The following is a 19513-nucleotide window of genomic DNA, read 5'->3' on the forward strand; positions in this document are numbered from 1 at the left end:
CAGGGTGCCCAGCTTAGTGAACAGGTGAACCGGGTGAACACACTCGTCTGGGTGGTGAACCCAATCAACCATTCACCAGGCTACTGACCCTTCTCTTCGGGAGGCGTCAACCTCGTCAACTGTCAACCATCGTCAACCTGGCAGCCGCTAGCAAGGCTGCGCGGGTTCCCGTCCCCGTAGCAGATGCCATCTCTCAGGGTCCCCGGATCTCAGGATTGATGGAAATCAAGAGTCACAATGTCCCGGGTGGCTGTCAGAGGTTGAGTGACCTAGTATCTCTGGACCCTGGCCACTATGCCGCCATCAGCGTGAGGGAGCATGAGATGCAAATGATTCCAGTCAGATCTTCAGCTATCACCGCTGTCGGTTACGACCCGATTACCAAGAGAATGAAGATCACCTTTAAGCAGGGACGTACGTACGATTTCTGTAGAGTACCGTCGGAGGTCCATCAGGGGCTGATGAATGCGGGATCCAAGGGAGGCTACTACGATCGGGTGATTAAGGATCGATATCAATGCTGATCTGAAGGATTAGCGGTCAGACAGGTCGGTGGATTTTGCTTTAGGGATACGTTTAGGGATATGCAAGAACGGAATTAGGTGGTGAGTCCTACATTCTAAGGGCTTAACAGGTGATATTCGATTCCTGTCTCCGCACCAGAATCAGTTGGCCTATGGCGATTTCTCGCTACCTGGCACCAACAGAAACCCGCCTTGTGCGGGCTTTTTTGTTCCCGCTTTTTTCCCCACGGATCTGCGTGTTTTTGACTTTATGGTTCGCAGTTTTCCACTTAGGGTTGCAGGTATTTTTAGATAATGGTTAGCTGGCGATCAGGTTTTGACCAGTGCTTACCGGGTGATAACCGAAATTTTTCTAGATAATGGATTTTCCGTATGGGGCTGCTGCGCAGCCCTTCGCAGGCAAGCCAGCTCCTACACGGACCGCATTTATTCTGGGAAGTACATGTGACCTGTGGCAAGCCGTTTTCCTACGGCGCGCGTTGGCTATTCGTACCCCGAGAAACTTGCGAAAACCGCCACCCAGGAATAAAGTCCCTCTGTCGCCGAAGCATCGGCGATGCGACCTTGGCCGGTCGGAATCGAAAGGCGCATCAGCGCCCAATCTCCATCGCAGGCGCTTTTTTGTGCCCGCGATGTTGCGTTATGGCGGTGGTGCGCGGGACACCTTCGGGTGTGCCGGGCTCCTTTCGTCCCGGTCGGCCAACCCGCGTACTGCTGCCACCTTAACTTGCTTGGCCGCGAGCGGTGGCAGTTCCATCACGAAAGGAACTCATGCATGATCACCGTAAATCCGTTACAGATCCGCGTATCCGTTCTCCGCCGTTGTTCTTCGGCCGCCCTGAGTGAGCTCGCCGTCGGCAAACCTTTCTTCACCTCCACCCAACCGGAGGCCCGCCATGTCTGACCAAGAACGCCTCTCCACCATCCAAAGCTACGCCTGGACCCTAGAACTGCTAGGCGAGGCCCTGGTCCAGCACGACGAAATGCTGGAATGCGAACACAACCCGCGTCTGAGCTTTCGCAACACGGCCGGTATCCACCAGGCGATCCGGATCATCAGCCGATTGGCCAGTGAGCAGTGTGGGAAGGTGATGGAGCAGGGTGGGTAGGACCAGCTGATTAGTGTGCACCGCGGAAGAGGGCATGGCACTCCGGTGTGGATGCATGAACTGCTGCTTTGCAGCCCTTGGACATGCAACACAAAAGCAGCCCCTTCTGCGGGGATGGTAGCAACTGCCTCAAGTTGAGTAGAACGCTCGCGCCTCTGTAGTGCATGGTAATCAGGCAAAGCGCATTTAAAGCGCTTTGCCCTGACCATTTGCCTGGCCATGTGCCAACTACCGAGGGTTCTGCATGGATCAAAACAGAGACAGCCTGAAAACCACCAACCCTATTGCCGGGCTGCCGGGTGCGGTATTCGAAAAAGCGTGGGAAGTACGCTGGGCATTGAAGCTGGCCTATGTAGGCTTGTTCATCGATATCGCGCTCATGCACTCACTGGGTACAACCTTGCTGGGTTTCTCAGGGGACATGGCGATCGTCTGGGAAAATGTCGGGCGTATATTCGTGGGCATCATGGTCTTCTGCCTGGTGGTGTCGGTGGTAATTCCGGTGCTGGCGCGTGTGGCGGCGATCATGGGCACCTTCGTTCCGTGGTATCGGCTTCAGGGCCCGCGAGATTATTCGTTGTTTCCCAACTACGTGACCTTCAGTGCACTGCGAGAGCACAGCCTTCGTGAAGGCAACGAATTCCTCTACAACTATTGGAAACGCTTGACCGTGCAGCGCGAGGAGTGGCGGCAACAGCGCTTCCAAGCCGGGGTACTGGTGTTCGGCCTGGTGCTGATGGCAATTGCAAATGCTGGGGTGAGTGCTCATTTCCAGCTGCCCGGGTTGATGGCTTATTTCACCTTTTGGTTTGGCTGGAAGGGCTATGCGCTACTGAGCATCGTCACCCTGTACCTGCTGCACTGGGCGTGGTGGTCATCGGATGAGATCGGCCAGATCTACTATCCGCCTTTGGCCGAGAAGTTGAAGAAAAACCAGTACTGATGTCAGTGTGAACCTGCTTTGCAGCCCATCGCGACCCAAGGTCCGCACCGTCCGTGCAGACCTTGGGATGATCTAGGGCAGTTGTTGCAAGCCGGTTCAGCTCACAGCAATCGCCGCGTTCAGCAGCAGCACCACGATCAAGCCAACCACCGCCACAATCGACTGCACCACCGAGATGGTCTTGGTGGCTTCGCCCATGGTCATGCCAAAGGATTCTTTCACCATCCAGAAGCCTGCATGGTTCGCATAGTTGAAGAACAGCGAACCGCAGCCGATGGACAAGGCCAGCAAAGGCAGGTTGAGGCTGGGGTCTGCACCAGCCAGCGGTGCCAGCAGGCCGGCAGCCCCTACGATACCGACCGTGGCGGAACCGGTAGACACCGAGAGCAGCATCGCGATCAGCCACCCCAGAATCAGGGGAGGGAAGGCAGACTGCTGGGTCAGGTGCACAATGGCATCGCCTACCTTGGCGCTGGTCAGCATCTCTTGAAAGGCACCGCCACCGGCAATGATCATGATGATCGAGGCGATCGGCTTGAGGCTTTTGCCCAGTGCATCGCGCAGCTGTTCGGCGTCGCCGCCGCGCGCAAGCACCAGGCTGGCGCCGGCGAACAGCACGCCCAGCAGCATGGCGATCAGCGGGTTGCCCAGAAAACTGGCCATCTCCAGCAGCGCATTGCCTTTGGGCAGCAGCATCTCGGCGACGGCATGCACCAGCATCAGGATGGCCGGCAGCAATGCGGCCAGCATGCCGACCATTACCCCGGGGCGGGGTTGGCCATCGGCTTTATCAGCCAGTGTGAACTGGTCCAGCAATGCCTGATCGGGCCGCGTGTTCATGCGCGGTGAAATGAACATGCCGTACAGCGGGCCGCCCAGGATCATTGCCGGAATGGCGGCAAGGAAGCCATAGAGCATGGTGGGCCCAACCGAGGTCTTGAGCACGGCGATGGCGGTCAGGGGGCCTGGGTGCGGCGGTACCATGCCGTGCATGGCGGCAAGCGCCGAAATGACCGGCACACCTACATACACGTACGCCGAGCCTTTGAAGCGCGCCTTGCTTTCCAGTTTGCGCGCCACGCTGAATATCAGCGGCAGCATGATCACCAGGCCGACTTCGAAAAACATGGGGATGCCAATGACAAAGGCAACCAGCATCATGGCCCAAGGGATCATGCGGTCGGAGGTGCGCTTGAGGATGACATCCGCGACCTGCTCCGTGACGCCAGCGTCAGCCAGGATCTTGCCGAGCATCGCACCCAGCGCAATCACCACCCCCACTGCGCCCAGTGTCTTGCCGGCGCCGGTGAGCAGGTGGGAGACGATGCTGCCTGGCGCCATATGCGTCGCGAAGCCCACGCCAATGGACACCACCAGCAAGGCCAGCAGCGGGTGCATTTTCAGGCGCGAAACGATGAGCGCCACCAGCACCAGAACACTGGCCAATGCTGTCAGTAATAGCTGTATATCTAAGGGAGTCATTCAAGGAGTCTCGGTTGGGCTGGCGTGCACTCAGGGTTTGAAGGCGTGACGGGCGTTTCCACGGGGCATGCCAGGTGGCTGCCGTTGCGGCTGCTGCTGCGGTTTCGAGGAAGGGAACGCGGCTTTGCGCTAGCTGCCGCTCACAGGCGGGCGCCTGGTAACGGAAGATGGGCAGCATGGAGGCGTGGCGCTCAGGCCGGCGGGTGGTGGTGTGGCGACGGGGCACTTGGGCAGTATGTTCATCGATTGATTCACCTTGTTGTATGGTCATCTATATGAATCTGGCCAAAGTATTTGCGCTGCCGTGGAATACTGTCAAGTGAAGGTAGTCGCATCATCTTGGGTGGCCATTTGGCCCCGGCAGGCAATACTTCTCTCTATACGCAGGCGTGTTCCTGGTGGCGCGCGCCGCTGGGAGGTGTCTGGTGAACAAATTAACGATTGTGGGTGCCGGCCTGGTCGGCGAGGCGGCGGCGCAGATCATCGCCCGGGATGAGTTGTGCCGTGAGCTGGTGTTGATGGACGTGCAGGGTGAACTGGCGCAAGGCAAGGCGCTGGACGTTTGGCAGGCGGCGGTGGATTCAGGTTCCGATACCCATGTTCACGGCGGGGCCAAAGCCGAGATGCTGGAGGGGTCCGAGCTGGTGGTGATCACGGCCGGCGTGCCGCGCAAGCCCGGCCAGTCGCGCCAGGATGTATTGAGTACCAACCTGCCAATCCTCGACAGCATCATGGCGGACATCAAACACCACGCGCCGACAGCGACGGTGCTGGTGGTGTCCAACCCGGTCGATGTCCTCACCTATCGCGCCTGGAGCGTCAGCGGGCAGGGGCGCGACAAGGTGTTTGGGCAGGCGGGGGTGCTGGATACCGCGCGCATGAAGTGTTTTATCGCTGAGCAAACCGGGTTTTCTGCACGGGATATCACGGCGCTGGTGTTGGGCGGGCATGGCGACAGCATGGTGCCGCTGATGCGCTACTGCCAGATTGGCTCGGTGCCGTTGTCGCACTTCTTGTCCGATGAGCAGATCGAGCAGATTGTCGAACGCACACGTAAGGGCGGCGGCGAGATTCTGGGGTTGAAGAAGATGGGGAGCGCTTGCGATGCACCGGGCGTGGCCATTGCGCAGATGGTCGATGCGATCGCCAATGGGCGGAACCGTATTTTGCCGGCGGTGGCGATTCTTGAGGGCGAGTATGGGCGAACGGATATCGCCATGGGTGTGCCCTGCGTACTGGCAGAGAAGGGGCTTGAGCGGATTATCGAGTTGCCGCTGGATGCGCAGGAACAGGCGATGTTCGACCACTCGGCAGACCAGGTGGCGCGGGATATTGCCGAGATGAAAGCTTTGTGAGCAGCAAAGCGGCTTCAGTTGACGCGGTCGATGCAGGAGCGCCCTGGTGGCGCTCCTGCACGTCGTGCCTGCGTAGATGATTTTGCAAGGGCCGTGTGGCAGCCCTCAGCGCTGATAAGCCTTGCCAAAATGCCGTTCCAGCCGCGCCTGCAGCAGTTCCAGCAGTATCGACAGCACCCAGTAGATCACGGCTGCGGTGGTCAGCATTTCCAGGTAGCGATAGCTCGAACGCCCATACGACTGCGCCAGAAACATCACCTCCCAAACCCCCATCACGGAAATCAGCGACGAATCCTTGAGCATCGAGATGAACTGGTTGGCGGTGGGCGGAATGATCACCCGCATGGCCTGGGGCAGGATGATGTGGCAGAAGATCTGCGGCGTGCGCATGCCCAGCGCCAATGCTGCTTCACGCTGCCCACGGGCCACGCCGAGGATGCCGGCGCGGAAGATTTCGCTCAGGTAGGCGCCGTAGTTCAGCGACAAGGCAATGATGCCGGCGCTGATGGCGCCGGGTACCAGGCCCACCTGCGGCAGCCCCAGGTAGATCAGCAGAATCTGGATCAGCAGCGGCGTGCCACGGAAGAACGAGGTGTAGAAGCTGGCCACACCCACCAGCACCGCGCTGTTGGATAACCGTGCCAGCGCGGCGGCAAAGCCGAGCAGCACGGATACCACCATCGAGCACAGGCACAGGAACAGGGTCAGTGCGGCGCCTTGCAGAAAACCATTGGGCCCCAGCTTGAAACCGGCCAGGTTGGGAAACTTCTCCAGAATGATGGCGAACTTCAGGTCAAAGCTGAGGAAGAAGGCGACAAACAGCCCGAACAGCGCCAGCCAGGTCAGCAGTAACCGGGTGCGAAAGCCGAACAGGCCGGCGCCCGCAGGCTTTGCCACGGGCTTGGGGGAGGGAGGGAAGGTGCTCATTTGCTGATGTCGGCGCCAATCCATTTCTGCGACAGCTTGGCCAGGGTGCCATCAGCCTTCAGCTCGGCGAACACCTGGCGTACCTTGGCATCCCACTCAGGGTCGCCTTTTTCGATGGCCACCGCGTTGGGCTCTTCATACAGCGGCGCACCGGCCAGCTTGAAGCGCTTGTCTTGCTGCAGGCGCGGCTGCGCGGTCACCAGGTTGGTAATGATGGCGTCCAGGCGCACGCCAGTGCCCAGGCCCAGGTCCTGGAAGGCGACGTTTTCAGTGTCGTAGGGCGCAGCCTGCACGAAGTCGAACGGGTAATCGATCTTCTGGTCTTCCTTGCCTTCAATGACCAGGTTCTTGTTCAGGTAGCTTTCGTAGCTCGATGCACTGATCGAACCCACCTTGCGGCCTTCCAGGTCTTTGGCGCCATGGATGCGCTCATCCGAGGCATTGACCACGATCACGGCGGGCGAAGCGTAGTACTCCACGGGGAAGTCGAACACCTCGGCGCGCGCCTTGCTCGGGGTCATCGAGCAAATGCAGATGTCGTAGCGCCCGCTCCAGCGGCCAGCGGCAATCACGTCCCAGGACGGTGTTTCCAGGCGCAGTTTGACGCCGAGCTTGTCGGCCACTGCCTTGGCTACGTCCACGTCGTAACCGTCGAGCTGGTTGTGGTCATTGAGGAAGGAAAACGGCGGGTAGCTTTCCATCAGCACGTTGACCATTTCCTTGCGCGATTCAACCCGCTCCAACGTTGCGCCAGCAAAGGCTTGGGTGGCAGTTGCGAGCAGTACAAGGCCCGCACCCAGCAGAGAAGAAAATCGCATGTACATACCTGATATGTTGGGCAAATGGGTGATAGGGTATTTAATAGTTATAACCGCCAATCCCCATAATGAATTTTATTCATAAGAACCTTCAGAGAAGTTATATGGCAGAGCGAACGATGGTAATTCTGGACGGCGGCATGGGCCGAGAGCTGCAGCGCAGTGGTGCACCGTTTCGCCAGCCCGAGTGGTCGGCGCTGGCGCTGAGCGAGGCGCCGGAGGCGGTCGTGGGTGTGCATGCAGCCTTCATCGAGGCGGGTGCGCAGGTCATCACCAGCAACAGCTATGCGGTAGTGCCGTTCCACATCGGTGAAGAACGCTTTGCCGCCGAAGGGCGACAGCTGGCCCATATCGCAGGCCAGCTTGCGCGGCACGCGGCAGATAGCGGCGCGCACCCGGTCAGGGTGGCCGGTTCGCTGCCGCCGCTGTTCGGGTCCTACCGGCCCGACCTGTTCCAGCCCGAGCGTGTGGCAGAGGTGCTGACCCCGCTGCTCCAGGGCCTGGCCCCGCATGTTGACCTGTGGCTGGCCGAAACCCAGAGTTCCGTGGCCGAAGTGCGGGCCATTCATAGCCATTTGCCGGCAGACGGCAGGCCGTTCTGGGTGTCCTTCACCCTGCAGGACGAGGACGTCGACGAGGTTCCGCGCCTGCGTTCCGGTGAACCGGTGGCCGAAGCCATCGAAGCCGCAGTCAGCCTGGGCGTGGCTGCGGTGTTGTTCAACTGCAGCCAGCCGGAGGTGATCGGCGCCGCCATTGATGTCGCGCGCTCGGTCATCGAGCGACACAACGCCGAGATTGCCATCGGTGCCTATGCCAACGCCTTCCCGCCGCAGCCCAAAGAAGCCACTGCCAACGATGGCCTGGACGAACTGCGCGAAGACCTCGATCCGCCGGGTTACCTGGCATGGGCCAAGGACTGGCGTGCGCGTGGTGCCAGCATGGTCGGCGGTTGCTGTGGCATCGGCCCGGAGCATATCGCAGAGCTGAAGCGCAACCTGGCCTAAGCGCCCACATGGCCGGGCGGCTTTTGCAGCGCCCGGCCCGCAGCCATTAAAAAAAACGCCAGTCAGACCCGGATTCCATCGTTTTTCAGGCCCCCGCCATCTCCCTATAGTCCGCTGAAGGCCGATGCTGCATCGGTGTACACAACTCAGCTGGGCGGGAACCGGATATGAACAACAACGAAAAATTCGAGGGCAATGCTGCGGCCGGTGTGGGGACGCGGGTTGTGTGGAGCGGGGAACAGGTACAGCACCCGTACAACGCCACGCAGACCCCGATCGTGGTCAGCGCCGCTTATGGCTATAACGATATCGATGCCTGGTACGACGTGGCGCAGGGCAAGCAGCCGGGCTTCATCTACAGCCGCATGAGCAACCCCACGGTCGCCACGCTGGAAGCAAAACTGGCCGAACTGGAGCAAGCCGAGTCGGCAGTCGCGTTCAGCAGCGGCATGGCGGCCATCAGTGCCGTGCTGCACACCTTCCTGTCCAACGGCAAACGCGTGGTGTCGACCCGCGACAGCTATGGCGGCACCAACAAGATCTTCGAAGAGTTCCTACCGCGCATGGGCGTGCAAGTGTGCCTGTGCGATACCCTGGACACTGAAGCGCTGGAGCGCGAGATTGCCGCCGGTTGCGACCTGCTGTACCTGGAAACGCCCACCAACCCGACACTGAAGGTGCTGGACATTCGTCGGCTGAGCGCCGCTGCGCACAAGGTGGGGGCGCTGGTGGTGGCCGACAACACCTTTGCCACGCCACTGAACCAGAACCCGCTGGCGCTGGGCGTGGATGTGGTGGTGCACAGCGCAACCAAGTTTCTGTCCGGGCATGGTGACGTGCTGGGTGGCGTGGTGTGCGGCGCGGAGGCGTTGATGGCCCAGGTGCGGCACTACCGGGAAATCAACGGTGCGGCGCTGGACCCGTTCTCGGCCTACCTGATCATCCGCGGTATCAAGACCCTGGCAGTGCGCCTGCGCCAGCAGCAAGCCAGTGCCATGGCGTTGGCCCATTACCTGAGCACCGAGCCGCTGGTTGAAGCGGTGAACTACCCAGGTTTGCCGGCGCATGCCGGGCATGCCATTGCCAAGGCGCAAATGCGCGGGTTTGGCGCCATCGTCAGCTTCGTGCTGAAGGGCGGCATGCCGACCGTGGCCCGTTTGCTGCCGCGGCTGAAGTATGCCCACCGGGCCGGCAACCTCGGCGCGGTAGAGACCATCTATGGCCCGGCGCGCACCACCAGCCATGTCGAGAACACTTTGGAAGAGCGCCTGGCGCTGGGCATTTCCGAAGGGCTGGTGCGCATTTCAGTGGGCATCGAGGAAACCGATGACCTGCTGGCGGACCTGGCACAGGCCTGTGCATCGGTGCGTGAGGAACTGGCCGTCGCAAAGGAATTGCACGCTGACGCAGACGCCTGCCAGAGCCCGGTGCAGGCCTGAGGCTGGCGCGTAGCACCCACCCGTGTGGTGGGTGCCACTTCATGAAGTCGAACAAAAACAATATGCAAGGCAACTCGATTCGCTCTGCCAAGACGAGGTCGTTGCTACGTCCTTGCCCGCCAACTTTCATGAGTAACCCACAATGTCCGTGCAGACAACCACAACTAGAAATGCCTCGGCGCATACCTTCAAGCAGGATATGCAAACCCGCCACATCGTCATGCTGGCGCTGGGCGGAGTGATAGGCACCGGCCTGTTTCTCACGTCGGGCTACACCGTTAACCAGGCCGGCCCGTTGGGCGCGGTCATCGCCTACATACTTGGCGCAATCATGGTGTACCTGGTCATGATGTGCCTGGGTGAGCTGGCGGTACACATGCCGGAAGTCGGCTCGTTCAGCAGTTACGCCACGCGTTACCTCGGCCCGGGCACCGGTTACATGGTGGCCTGGATGTACTGGCTGACCTGGACGGTGGCCATCGGCTCCGAATTCACCGCCGCGGGCATCCTGATGGTGCGCTGGTTCCCCGACACGCCGGTATGGATGTGGAGTGCGCTGTTCGGCGCTGCGGTGTTCATCAGCAATATCATTTCGGTGCGATCGTTCGCCGAAACCGAATTCTGGTTGTCACTGGTCAAGGTATTGGCCGTCATCGCCTTTCTGGTGGTGGGCGGCGGGGCCATTCTGGGTGGCTTCGAGATCCAGCAGGCGCATAGTGCAGGGCTGGGCAATTTCACCCGTGAAGGGTTGTTCCCCACCGGTTTCTGGTCCATTGCAATGACCCTGCTGGCAGTGGCCTTCGCGTTCTCGGGTACCGAGCTGATCGGCATCGCTGCCGGCGAAACCAAAGACCCGGAAAAGAACGTGCCCAAGGCCATTCGCACCACGGTCCTGCGCCTGGCGCTGTTCTTCATCGGCACCATCTTTGTACTGGCCACCTTGCTGCCGCGTGAACAGGCCGGGGTTATTGAAAGCCCGTTCGTGATGGTCTTTGCGATGATTGGTATCCCGTACGCGGCCGATATCATGAACTTCGTCATCATCACCGCGCTGCTGTCTGCCGCCAACTCCGGCCTCTACGCCGCTTCGCGCATGCTCTGGACCCTCAGCGACCAAGGCAACATGCCCCGCCGTTACGCCACGCTGTCGCGCCGCGGCACTCCCTTCAATGCGATCGTGCTGAGCATGGCTGGCGGCATGGCTTCGCTGTTGAGCAGTGTGTTTGCCCCCGACACCATCTACCTGGCGCTGGTGTCGATTTCAGGGTTGGCCGTGGTAGTGGTGTGGATCAGCATCGCGGCCAGCCAGATCGCATTCCGCCGTCATTACATCGCCAGCGGCGGCAAGCTCGAGGACCTCAAGTTCCGGGTGCGTGGCTACCCGTTCGTACCACTGGGGGCCATTTTCTGCTGCGTACTGGCCTGCGTCGGCATTGCCTTCGACCCAGCTCAGCGGGTTGCCCTGTACTTCGGCTTGCCCTTCATTGCCTGGTGCTACCTGGCCTATTGGCTGACGTGCAAGTACCGCAGCCGCCGTACGGGCCCGGTGGAAATTGTCGTCCCAGGTTCCGAGGCCGCCTGAGCAGGTGATACTAGGCCACCGGAACCTAGCCACGAGAAGCCGCCGATGACTCAGAAAACCTTGCCCCCCCTGAACTGGCTGAGAGCCTTCGAAGTGTCGGCGCGTTACTTGAACTTCACCCATGCGGCAGAAGAGCTGCACCTTACCCAAGGGGCCGTGAGCCAGCAGATTCGTCACCTGGAAAGCCAATTGGGTGTGGCGCTGTTCAAGCGCCTGCCGCGCGGGCTGGGGCTGACCGAAGAAGGGCAGTCCTACCTGCCGGTGGTGCAGGACGCCATCAGCCGCCTTGCGGTCGGCACCAATGAAATCTTCGGGCAACGCCAACGTCGGCCGCTGAAGGTACGGGGCAGCCTGTCGTTCCTGCACTTCTGGCTGGCCCCGCGGCTGGCCGACTTTCGGCGTTCGCACCCGCAGGTGGACATCCGCTACATCAGCAACCTGTGGGTCAAGGAGCTGGATGCCGAAGATGATCTGGAAATCCGCTGGGGCAGCGGGCAGTGGGCTGGCGTAGAGGCGCAGCGCCTGACCCGCGACGTGCTGGTGCCGGTGTGCGCACCCGCGCTGCTGGCCAGCTGCCCGCTGCGCGACCCGCGCGACCTGGCCCGTGTGCCGTTGCTGCATGTGCTGGGTTACGAGGAGGGGTGGGGCTACTGGCTGGAGCGGGTCGGTGCCGATCAGGTCGATTCTTCCAGCGGCCTGCAGTTCGACACGCTGGTGTCGACCCTGCGCATGGCGGAGCTGGGGCTGGGCGTGGCGTTGGCACGCTCGTCGCTGGTAGAGGAGCTGCTGCAGGAGGGGCGGCTGGTCGCTCCCTTTGCCCAGCGTATCGAGGCAAGCGAGTCGTTTTTCCTGGTACGCGGCCTGGGTGAAGCGTTGTCCCCCGATGCCCAGGCGTTCAGCCATTGGCTGGTGGCCATGGCGCATCGTTAATTTACGTAGCTATCTGGAGCACCGATGCAGTACACATCCACGCGCGGCAACGAGACACGGGTCGATTTCCGCACGGCATTGCTTTCTGGCCTGGCCGATGATGGCGGGCTTTATGTGCCCACCTCGGTGCCGGTGTTCAGCCCACAGGAAATTGCCAGCTGGTCGTGGTTGCCCTTCGACGAACTGGCCTGGCGGGTAATGGCACCGTTTGTCGGCGATACCCTCGACGAGCCTACGCTCAGGGCGCTGGTCAGCGACAGCTATCGCGGGTTCCGCCACCGCGGCATTGCGCCGTTGCAGCAGCTTGGCCATAACGAATGGATCCTGCAGCTTTTCCATGGGCCTACCCGGTCCTCCAAGGACTTTGCCGCGCAGTTGCAGGCGCGCTTTGTCCGGCACTTTCTGGGGGCGGAGTGCGAGCGGGTCATGCTGGTCGGTGCCAGCAACGGCGATACCGCAGTAGCGGCTATCGAGGCGCTGCGGCATTGCCCTGCAGCAGGCTTGCTGGCGCTATACCCCAGCGCAGGCACGCCCGCCGACCGCGCGGCAGTGATGCGCAGCGCCGCGTCCGACAGCGTGAGCTGCGTGGCCGTGGATGGCAGCTTTGACGATTGCCAGTCGCTGGTGTCGGCGCTGCTGCGTGACTGGCCATGCCCCGGGCTGATTCCGGTCAGCTTCAACTCCACCAACTGGGTCGGTGTGCTGGCGCAGATCGTGTTCTATTTCCATGCGGCGCTGCAGCTCGGTGGCGGCATACGCCCGGTTGGGTTCAGCATCCCCACGGCCAGTTTTGCCGAGATCTACGCGGGGTTCATTGCCCAGAAAATGGGCCTGCCGATCAACCAGATCATCGTCTCCACCAACCGCAACGATGCCTTGCACCGGTTCATCCACTGCAACCGCTACAGCCGTGGCTCAACCAGCCAGACCTTGTCACCGGTCATGGACTTTTCGCTGTTCTCCAACCTGGAGCGCTTCGTCTGGGAACTGTATGACCGCGATGGCGGGGCGACCCGGGCACTGATGGAGCACTTCGAGGCGTGCGGCGAGCTGAGCATCGGCAACCGCCAGTGGTTGCATGCGCGCATGCTGTTCGACTCCTATGCCGTGGACGACGCGCTGATTCGCGAAGAAATTGTCACGCTGTTCCACGAAACGGGCAGCGCAGTAGACCCTCATGCCGCGACAGGGGTATTCGCCGGGCGCCTGCACCGGCGCAACATCGGTGCGCCCATTGTCACGCTGGGGCAGTTTGCCCCCGAAAAGTCTGCCGAGCTGCTGGCGGAGCTGGGGGCCTGGCACGGTGAGGTGCCCGCCGGCGCGGTCGGCACAGCGGGCGATGGGCCGCTGTTGGCAGCTGACGACCTGGCCGGTGTTCATACCTTGTTGACCCGGTTGCAGGCTGGGCGATGAAGCGCATCCTCGACCCCCTGGACGAGCGCATTCTCGCCGAGCTCACCGCCAATGCGCGTATCGCCCACGCCGAGTTGGGGTTGAAGGTGAACCTGTCGCGCAATGCGGTACGCCAGCGCATCGAGCGCCTGGAGCGCGACGGCGCCATTCAGGGTTATACCCTGCGCATCGGTGAGGGCAGACGGCCGGCGTCGTTGATCAACGCGGTGATCTTCGTCTACCGCTATGACCGCATGCGCGGTGAGGCGGTACTCGATGCGCTGCGCCAGATCCCCGAGGTAATCCAGTGTGAAGTGCTCAGCGGCGAGTTCGACCTGATGTTGCGCGTCGAGGCCTCCAGCCCGGAGCGGGTGCACCATGTGTGGAAGGAAATCGCTGCCATGCCCGGGGTGGAGAACACGGTGACTTCGTTCGTCCTGGCCGCGGTGGTCTGAAGCGCGTCTTTGCATTGGCTAGCACAACGCCGCCTAGGTTCGCGCCCAGGCGGCGTTGTGCGTTTTGCCCCGGCGCAGGTGCGCGCTTTGCACTGGCCAGATTGGCCAATAAATACAGCGGATTGCCATATTCAACTGGCAGTGCACGGCTCTTACGCTAGTCCTCATCGACCCACTGCCTGGACAGGACAGCAAACCATGACCGAATACAAAATTGCACTCGTTGGCTTTGGTGGCGTTAACCGCGCTCTTGCCCAACTGATCGCCGAACGCAATGCGCGCTGGCAGCAAGAGTTGGGCTTTGGCCTGAAAATCGTTGGTGTCACCGACTTGTTCCTGGGGTCGGTGATCGACCGCGACGGCCTGGATGCCGCCATGCTGGCCGCGCTGCCGGCCCAGAAGGGCGCGCTGGCGCAAATCCCTCAAGGTTCGGCTGAGGCGTTCAATGAGGCGGTGATCAAGCAATCAGGCGCCGACATCATCGCCGAGGCCACATTCACCAACCCCAAGGACGGTGAACCGGCGGCAACCTTCTGCCGCTGGGCGCTGGAGGCGGGCAAGCATGTGGTCACCACCAACAAGGGGCCGATTGCCTTGCATGCCCAGGCGCTCAAGGCCTTGGCCAAGGCCAACAATGTGTCGTTCGAATACGAAGGCGCCGTGATGAGCGGCACACCGGTGCTGCGCATGGCGCGCCAGACCCTGGCGGGCGCGGGCCTGGTGGGTTTCGAGGGCATTCTCAACGGGACCTCGAACTATGTGCTCACGCGCATGGAGGAAGGGCTTGGCTTCAACGAGGCAGTGGCCCAGGCACAAGCGCTTGGCTTTGCCGAGGCTGACCCGACCGCCGATGTGGAAGGCCATGACGTACGCCTGAAGGTGGTGATCCTCGCCAATGAGTTGCTCGGCGCCTGTCTGCAGGTGGGTGATGTGGCCTGCAGCGGTATCAGTGCCATCGACAGCGCGGCTATCGAGCGGGCACGGGCGGCGGGCGAGCGCTGGAAGCTGATCGGCAGCGCCCGCCGTGAAGCCGATGGTTCGGTGCGAGCCAGCGTCGAAGCGAAGCTGCTGCCTGGCCATCACCCCTTGGCGGGTATTTCGGGCGCCACCAATGCGCTGGCGTTCGACACCGAGTTGCTGGGGGCTGTAACCGTGTCCGGCCCGGGGGCGGGGCGCATCGAAACGGCTTTTGCCCTGCTGTCGGACATTGTCGCCATTCACGCGGCCGGCCATTCGGCCTGAGGAGCAACGTTCATGAGCCTGACTTCCATATCGCGGGCGCTTGTTCAGCAACCCGCCTTGATCGATGTGTACAACCCCTTCGATGGCAGCCTGGTTGGCAGCGTCGACAACCTCGGCGCAGAAGCGGTGCCTGCCTTGCTCGCCCTTGCCCGTCAGGGTATGCGTGAAAGTGCGGCGCTGCCCCGGCACCGTCGGGCAGCTATTTTGGAACACGCCGCTCAGCTCATTGAACGGGATGCGGCAGACTTTGCCGGCCTGATCGTCGATGAAGCGGGCAAGACCCTGCGCCAGGCCGAGAAAGAGGTCAAACGCTGCATCAACACGCTCAAGCTGTCTGCCGAAGAGGCGCGGCGCAACGCCGGTGAGGTGGTGCCTTTCGATGCCTATGAGGGCTCCGAATCGCGTCAGGGCTGGTTCACCCGCGAGCCGTTGGGGTTGATCCTGGCCATTACCCCGTACAACGACCCGCTCAACCTGGTGGCGCACAAGCTGGGGCCAGCACTTGCAGGGGGCAATGCGGTCATTCTGAAACCTTCGGAACTGGCCCCGCTTTCTGCCCTGAAACTGGTGCAGTACCTGGTGGAGGCAGGGTTGCCGGAGGCCGTCGTCACTGTAGCCACAGGGGGCGCCGAACTGGGCAAGGCGCTGGTGGCTGTGCGTGAGGTGCGCATGGTTTCCTTTACGGGCGGTTTCGCGACGGGCGAAAAGATTGCGCACGGGGCTGGCTTGAAAAAGCTTGCCATGGACCTTGGCGGCAACGCCCCGGTGCTGGTGCTCAAGGACTGCGAGCTGGAAGCCACTGTCGAGTCGTGTGTGTCGGGCGCGTTCTGGGCGGCCGGGCAGAACTGCATCGGCACCCAGCGCATTCTCATAGATGCCTCGATCTACGAAGCGTTTCGTGCACGCTTCGTGGCATTGACCCAGGCGATGGTCTGGGGCGATCCGGGCCGGCGCGAAACCGATATGGGGCCGATGATCACCGAAGCGGCTGCCCGACAGATCGAAGAACGCGTCAACCAGGCGCTTGAGGGCGGTGCCCGCCTGCTCTGCGGCCACCAGCGTCAGGGGGCGATCTATGCGCCGACAGTGCTCGAAAGCGTGGACCACGTCAGCCGGCTGTGGCTTGAGGAGGTTTTTGCACCGGTGGTGATGCTGGCGCCCTTCGAGACTGTCGAGCAGGCGATAGCGCTGGCCAATGCCCCGGAGTACAGCTTGCATGCCGGTGTGTTCACCCGCGACCTGTCGCTGGCGTTGAGCCTGGCCCGGCGTATCGAGGCCGGCGGTGTAATGATCAACGACTCTTCCGACTACCGCTTCGATGCCATGCCATTTGGTGGCGCCAAGTATGGGAGTCTTGGGCGCGAGGGGGTGCGGTTCGCCTACGAGGACATGACCCAACCCAAAGTCGTCTGCTTCAACCAGATGGGTTGAGGGGGAGGGTACCTCGATGATCACTCGCTACGGATCAAGCGCGCGGATGTCACTGGCGGTCAGTTACAGGGGCCTGTTCGAAACGGCAGGCATCGTGGCCGACGACCTGCAACAGGATGTGCAGGGGCAGTTGCGTCAGGCGCTGAGCGTGATCGACGGCCTGATGGTGCAGGCCAACGTCGGCAAGGCGCAGCTGACGCGGGTTCAGATGTGGCTGGCCGACTACCGCCACTTCGACCTGGTCAACGAAGTGTACGACGCCTGGTTGCAAGGCTGTGCAAAACCGGTGCGGGCCTGCGTGGGCGCCGACCTGGGGGCTGGCTACCTGGTAGAGGTGCAGGTGTTCGCCGTGTGCCCCGAATAGTCCTTTTCTCTATGACGAGTACCACGGGTCAACGCACAAACCGTGGTACCGCCCGTACATAGATCAGTTCGCTCACCAGCTCTACCAGGGTTTGCGTGATCACGGCTGCCGCCGCCAACCCGCGCATCTCTTCTGGCAACGCCAGCGCCAGCGGCAGCACCACCAGCGAGTTGCGCGTGGCTGCGCTGAAGGTCACCGAGCGTGCCTCGCTGGCCGGCAGGCGCAGCAGGCGCGCACAGATGAAACCGAGCACCGGCGCCAGCAGCATGAAGCCGATGTATACCGGAACCACCGGCAGCAAACGGTCGAAATCACGCAGTACCACGGCAATCTGCGAAGCGATCACCACCATCAGCACCAAGGCCATCGCCGGCACCGGCAACCACGCCCAGGCGTCGTTCCAGGTCGCGACTGCGCGCGAGCGCCGGGCACCGGCGCTGGTGAACACCGCGAGGGCCATCGGCAACACGATCAACAGCACGAAGGCTTCCACGAACGGGGTGATGGAGATTGCCACCTGGCTGCTGCCACCCAGCATCAGGGCCAGGTACACCGGCAGCAGCACCAGTTGCGCCAGCAATAACACGGGGGTTGCGGCCAGGGTCAGGCGTGAGTCGCCTTTGCCAATGTGGGTGAACACCACCACGTAGTCGATGCAGGGCGTAAGCAGCACCAGCAAGGCACCGACGAGGATCGCCGGGTGTTCCACCAGCCCGCGGGTGATGCCCCAGACAAGCAGCGGAACGAGAATGAAATTGGCCAGTAGCAGGGCCGTGATGAAGCGGCGGTTACCCAGGCCCTGGCGCAGGTCGAGGAAGGGTATTTGCAGGAACATCGCGTACATCAGCACGGCGATGGCGGGGGTGATCAGGGCTTCAAGCTGGCGCGCAGTGTCGCTGGCCAGCAGGCCGAAAACGATCGCGGCCAGTACGGCGGCGAAGTAGATGGGGATCTGCCGGGTTTCGAGTTGTTCTCTGGTCAAGGTGTGGCCTGTGGTTGGTGGTGTCAAACAGGGTAATACGTGATGGCACGTGGCTGCTCGAAATCATTCCCTGTGGGAGCGGGCGTGCCCGCGAACACCGGCGCAGCCGGTGCCATCCACCGCGTAGCCTTCTTCGCGGGCACGCCCGCTCCCACAGGATGTGTATCAGGCCTGCGAACGTGTTTCATGGTCCGTTCACGAAAAAGCCCGGCACTGGGCCGGGCTTTTTCACTTCAGGCAAGCGCCAATCAGTTGCCGTAAACCGGCAGCTTCTTGCAGATGGCCTTGACCTTCTCACGGACGGCGTCGATCACCGCTTCGTTGTTCAGGTCGGCCAGGATGTCGCAGATCCAGCCGGCCAGTTCCTTGCACTCGGCTTCCTTGAAACCACGGGTGGTAACGGCTGGGGTGCCGAAACGCAGGCCCGAGGTGACGAACGGCGAACGCGGGTCGTTCGGTACCGAGTTCTTGTTGACGGTGATGAAGGCTTTGCCCAGGGCGGCGTCAGCATCCTTACCGGAGATTTCCTGCTTGATCAGCGACAGCAGGAACAGGTGGTTCTGGGTGCCACCGGAAACCACGTCGAAACCGCGCTCGATGAACACGCTGGCCATGGCCTGGGCGTTCTTCACGACTTGCTGCTGGTAAGCCTTGAACTCTGGCTGCAGGGCTTCCTTGAAGCAGATGGCCTTGGCCGCGATGACGTGCTCCAGCGGGCCGCCCTGGGCGCCCGGGAAGACGGCGGAGTTCAGCTTCTTCTCGATGTCGGCGTTGGCACGGGCCAGGATCAGGCCGCCGCGCGGGCCGCGCAGGGTCTTGTGGGTGGTGGTGGTGACCACGTCGGCGAACGGAACAGGGTTCGGGTACACGCCTGCGGCAACCAGGCCGGCAACGTGGGCCATGTCGACGAACAGGTAGGCACCGACCTTGTCGGCGATGGCGCGGAAGCGGGCGAAGTCCAGAACCTGCGAGTAGGCCGAGAAGCCGGCAACGATCATCTTGGGCTTGTGCTCGACAGCCAGGCGCTCGACTTCGTCGTAGTCGATCAGGCCATTGCCGTCGATGCCGTACTGGATGGCGTTGTACAGCTTGCCCGAGGAGCTTACCGAAGCACCGTGGGTCAGGTGGCCACCGTGGGCCAGGCTCATGCCCAGGATGGTGTCACCGGCAGACAGCAGGGCCAGGTAGACGGCAGCGTTGGCCTGGGAGCCAGCGTGCGGCTGTACGTTGGCGTAGTCGGCGCCGAACAGCTCCTTGGCACGGTCGATGGCCAGTTGCTCGACGACGTCGACGTACTCGCAACCGCCGTAGTAGCGCTTGCCTGGGTAGCCTTCGGCGTACTTGTTGGTCAGGACCGAGCCCTGGGCTTCCATGACTGCCGGGCTGGTGTAGTTTTCCGAAGCGATCAGCTCGATATGCTCTTCCTGGCGCAGAGCTTCTTGCTGCATGGCTTCGAAGAGCTCGGCGTCGTACTTGGCAATGGTCAAATCACGGCTGAACATGGCGGTCCTCAAGGATCGGGGTAATTTGGGTG

At 61.9% G+C, this 19513-nt stretch carries 19 protein-coding genes; 14 read left to right on the forward strand and 5 right to left on the reverse strand.

Going from position 1 to position 19513, the window contains the following annotated elements:
* Window positions 1–389 precede the first annotated feature (389 nt).
* From AC3RCM_RS03695 to AC3RCM_RS03710, 4 genes are all read left to right on the forward strand, one after another.
* Entirely contained in the window at window positions 390–524 is a 135-nt protein-coding gene (locus AC3RCM_RS03695) for a KTSC domain-containing protein (protein ID WP_263970427.1), read from the forward strand.
* A 775-nt stretch (window positions 525–1299) separates the two neighbouring features.
* Window positions 1300–1428, forward strand: a complete 129-nt coding sequence (locus tag AC3RCM_RS03700) for a hypothetical protein (protein ID WP_263395049.1) — start codon at window positions 1300–1302, stop codon at window positions 1426–1428.
* Window positions 1421–1633: a hypothetical protein gene (locus AC3RCM_RS03705; RefSeq protein WP_014589611.1), complete on the forward strand. Its 213-nt coding sequence runs from the start codon at window positions 1421–1423 to the stop codon at window positions 1631–1633. Before AC3RCM_RS03700 ends, AC3RCM_RS03705 begins: the two co-directional genes overlap by 8 nt.
* A gap of 244 nt (window positions 1634–1877) precedes the next feature.
* Window positions 1878–2576 (forward strand): hypothetical protein, encoded by a 699-nt coding sequence (locus tag AC3RCM_RS03710; protein ID WP_492629381.1) that lies wholly within the window; start codon window positions 1878–1880, stop codon window positions 2574–2576.
* Window positions 2577–2672: 96 nt separating this feature from the next.
* Here the strand turns inward: AC3RCM_RS03710 and AC3RCM_RS03715 are convergent, their stop codons facing one another.
* Window positions 2673–4058 carry a GntP family permease gene (locus tag AC3RCM_RS03715; protein WP_492629382.1) on the reverse strand — a complete coding sequence of 462 codons (1386 nt, stop codon included), beginning with the start codon at window positions 4056–4058 and terminating at the stop codon, window positions 2673–2675.
* A gap of 425 nt (window positions 4059–4483) precedes the next feature.
* Between AC3RCM_RS03715 and AC3RCM_RS03720 the strand changes: the two genes are divergently transcribed.
* Window positions 4484–5413, forward strand: a complete 930-nt coding sequence (locus tag AC3RCM_RS03720; protein ID WP_198747362.1) for a malate dehydrogenase — start codon at window positions 4484–4486, stop codon at window positions 5411–5413.
* Between the two features lie 105 nt (window positions 5414–5518).
* Here the strand turns inward: AC3RCM_RS03720 and AC3RCM_RS03725 are convergent, their stop codons facing one another.
* Both AC3RCM_RS03725 and AC3RCM_RS03730 read right to left on the reverse strand, forming a co-directional pair.
* Window positions 5519–6340, reverse strand: a complete 822-nt coding sequence (locus tag AC3RCM_RS03725; RefSeq protein WP_003247513.1) for an amino acid ABC transporter permease — start codon at window positions 6338–6340, stop codon at window positions 5519–5521.
* Entirely contained in the window at window positions 6337–7158 is an 822-nt protein-coding gene (locus AC3RCM_RS03730) for an ABC transporter substrate-binding protein (RefSeq protein WP_003247511.1), read from the reverse strand. Before AC3RCM_RS03730 ends, AC3RCM_RS03725 begins: the two co-directional genes overlap by 4 nt.
* Window positions 7159–7277: 119 nt before the next feature.
* On the opposite strand from AC3RCM_RS03730, the gene AC3RCM_RS03735 reads away from it, so the two are divergent.
* The 9 genes from AC3RCM_RS03735 (at window position 7278) to AC3RCM_RS03775 (ending at window position 16997) form a co-directional block, all read left to right on the forward strand.
* Entirely contained in the window at window positions 7278–8162 is an 885-nt protein-coding gene (locus AC3RCM_RS03735; RefSeq protein WP_177409998.1) for a homocysteine S-methyltransferase family protein, read from the forward strand.
* Window positions 8163–8329: 167 nt separating this feature from the next.
* Window positions 8330–9601 carry a cystathionine gamma-synthase family protein gene (locus AC3RCM_RS03740; RefSeq protein WP_010951917.1) on the forward strand — a complete coding sequence of 424 codons (1272 nt, stop codon included), beginning with the start codon at window positions 8330–8332 and terminating at the stop codon, window positions 9599–9601.
* 142 nt (window positions 9602–9743) lie between these two features.
* Entirely contained in the window at window positions 9744–11183 is a 1440-nt protein-coding gene (locus tag AC3RCM_RS03745) for an amino acid permease (RefSeq protein ID WP_409322732.1), read from the forward strand.
* Window positions 11184–11228: 45 nt separating this feature from the next.
* Window positions 11229–12113 carry a LysR substrate-binding domain-containing protein gene (locus AC3RCM_RS03750; protein ID WP_198747364.1) on the forward strand — a complete coding sequence of 295 codons (885 nt, stop codon included), beginning with the start codon at window positions 11229–11231 and terminating at the stop codon, window positions 12111–12113.
* Window positions 12114–12137: 24 nt separating this feature from the next.
* Entirely contained in the window at window positions 12138–13526 is a 1389-nt protein-coding gene (locus AC3RCM_RS03755) for a threonine synthase (RefSeq protein WP_409322731.1), read from the forward strand.
* Window positions 13523–13960 carry an Lrp/AsnC family transcriptional regulator gene (locus AC3RCM_RS03760; protein ID WP_010951921.1) on the forward strand — a complete coding sequence of 146 codons (438 nt, stop codon included), beginning with the start codon at window positions 13523–13525 and terminating at the stop codon, window positions 13958–13960. The genes AC3RCM_RS03755 and AC3RCM_RS03760 overlap by 4 nt, the downstream gene beginning before the upstream one ends.
* 198 nt (window positions 13961–14158) lie before the next feature.
* Complete coding sequence (locus AC3RCM_RS03765) at window positions 14159–15202, forward strand: homoserine dehydrogenase (RefSeq protein ID WP_064492828.1); 1044 nt, start codon at window positions 14159–14161, stop codon at window positions 15200–15202.
* A gap of 12 nt (window positions 15203–15214) precedes the next feature.
* On the forward strand, window positions 15215–16633 hold the full coding sequence (locus tag AC3RCM_RS03770) for an aldehyde dehydrogenase family protein (RefSeq protein WP_457251418.1): 1419 nt from the start codon (window positions 15215–15217) through the stop codon (window positions 16631–16633).
* 46 nt (window positions 16634–16679) lie between these two features.
* Complete coding sequence (locus tag AC3RCM_RS03775; RefSeq protein WP_020193334.1) at window positions 16680–16997, forward strand: RidA family protein; 318 nt, start codon at window positions 16680–16682, stop codon at window positions 16995–16997.
* A gap of 28 nt (window positions 16998–17025) precedes the next feature.
* Here the strand turns inward: AC3RCM_RS03775 and AC3RCM_RS03780 are convergent, their stop codons facing one another.
* A complete protein-coding gene (locus tag AC3RCM_RS03780) occupies window positions 17026–17979 on the reverse strand; it encodes an arsenic resistance protein (protein ID WP_457251419.1) in 954 nt (317 codons plus the stop codon).
* A 248-nt stretch (window positions 17980–18227) separates the two neighbouring features.
* Window positions 18228–19481 (reverse strand): serine hydroxymethyltransferase, encoded by a 1254-nt coding sequence (gene glyA / locus AC3RCM_RS03785; protein WP_003247505.1) that lies wholly within the window; start codon window positions 19479–19481, stop codon window positions 18228–18230.
* Window positions 19482–19513 lie beyond the last annotated feature (32 nt).

The organism is Pseudomonas sp. GW823-FHT05G12, from assembly GCF_058795575.1.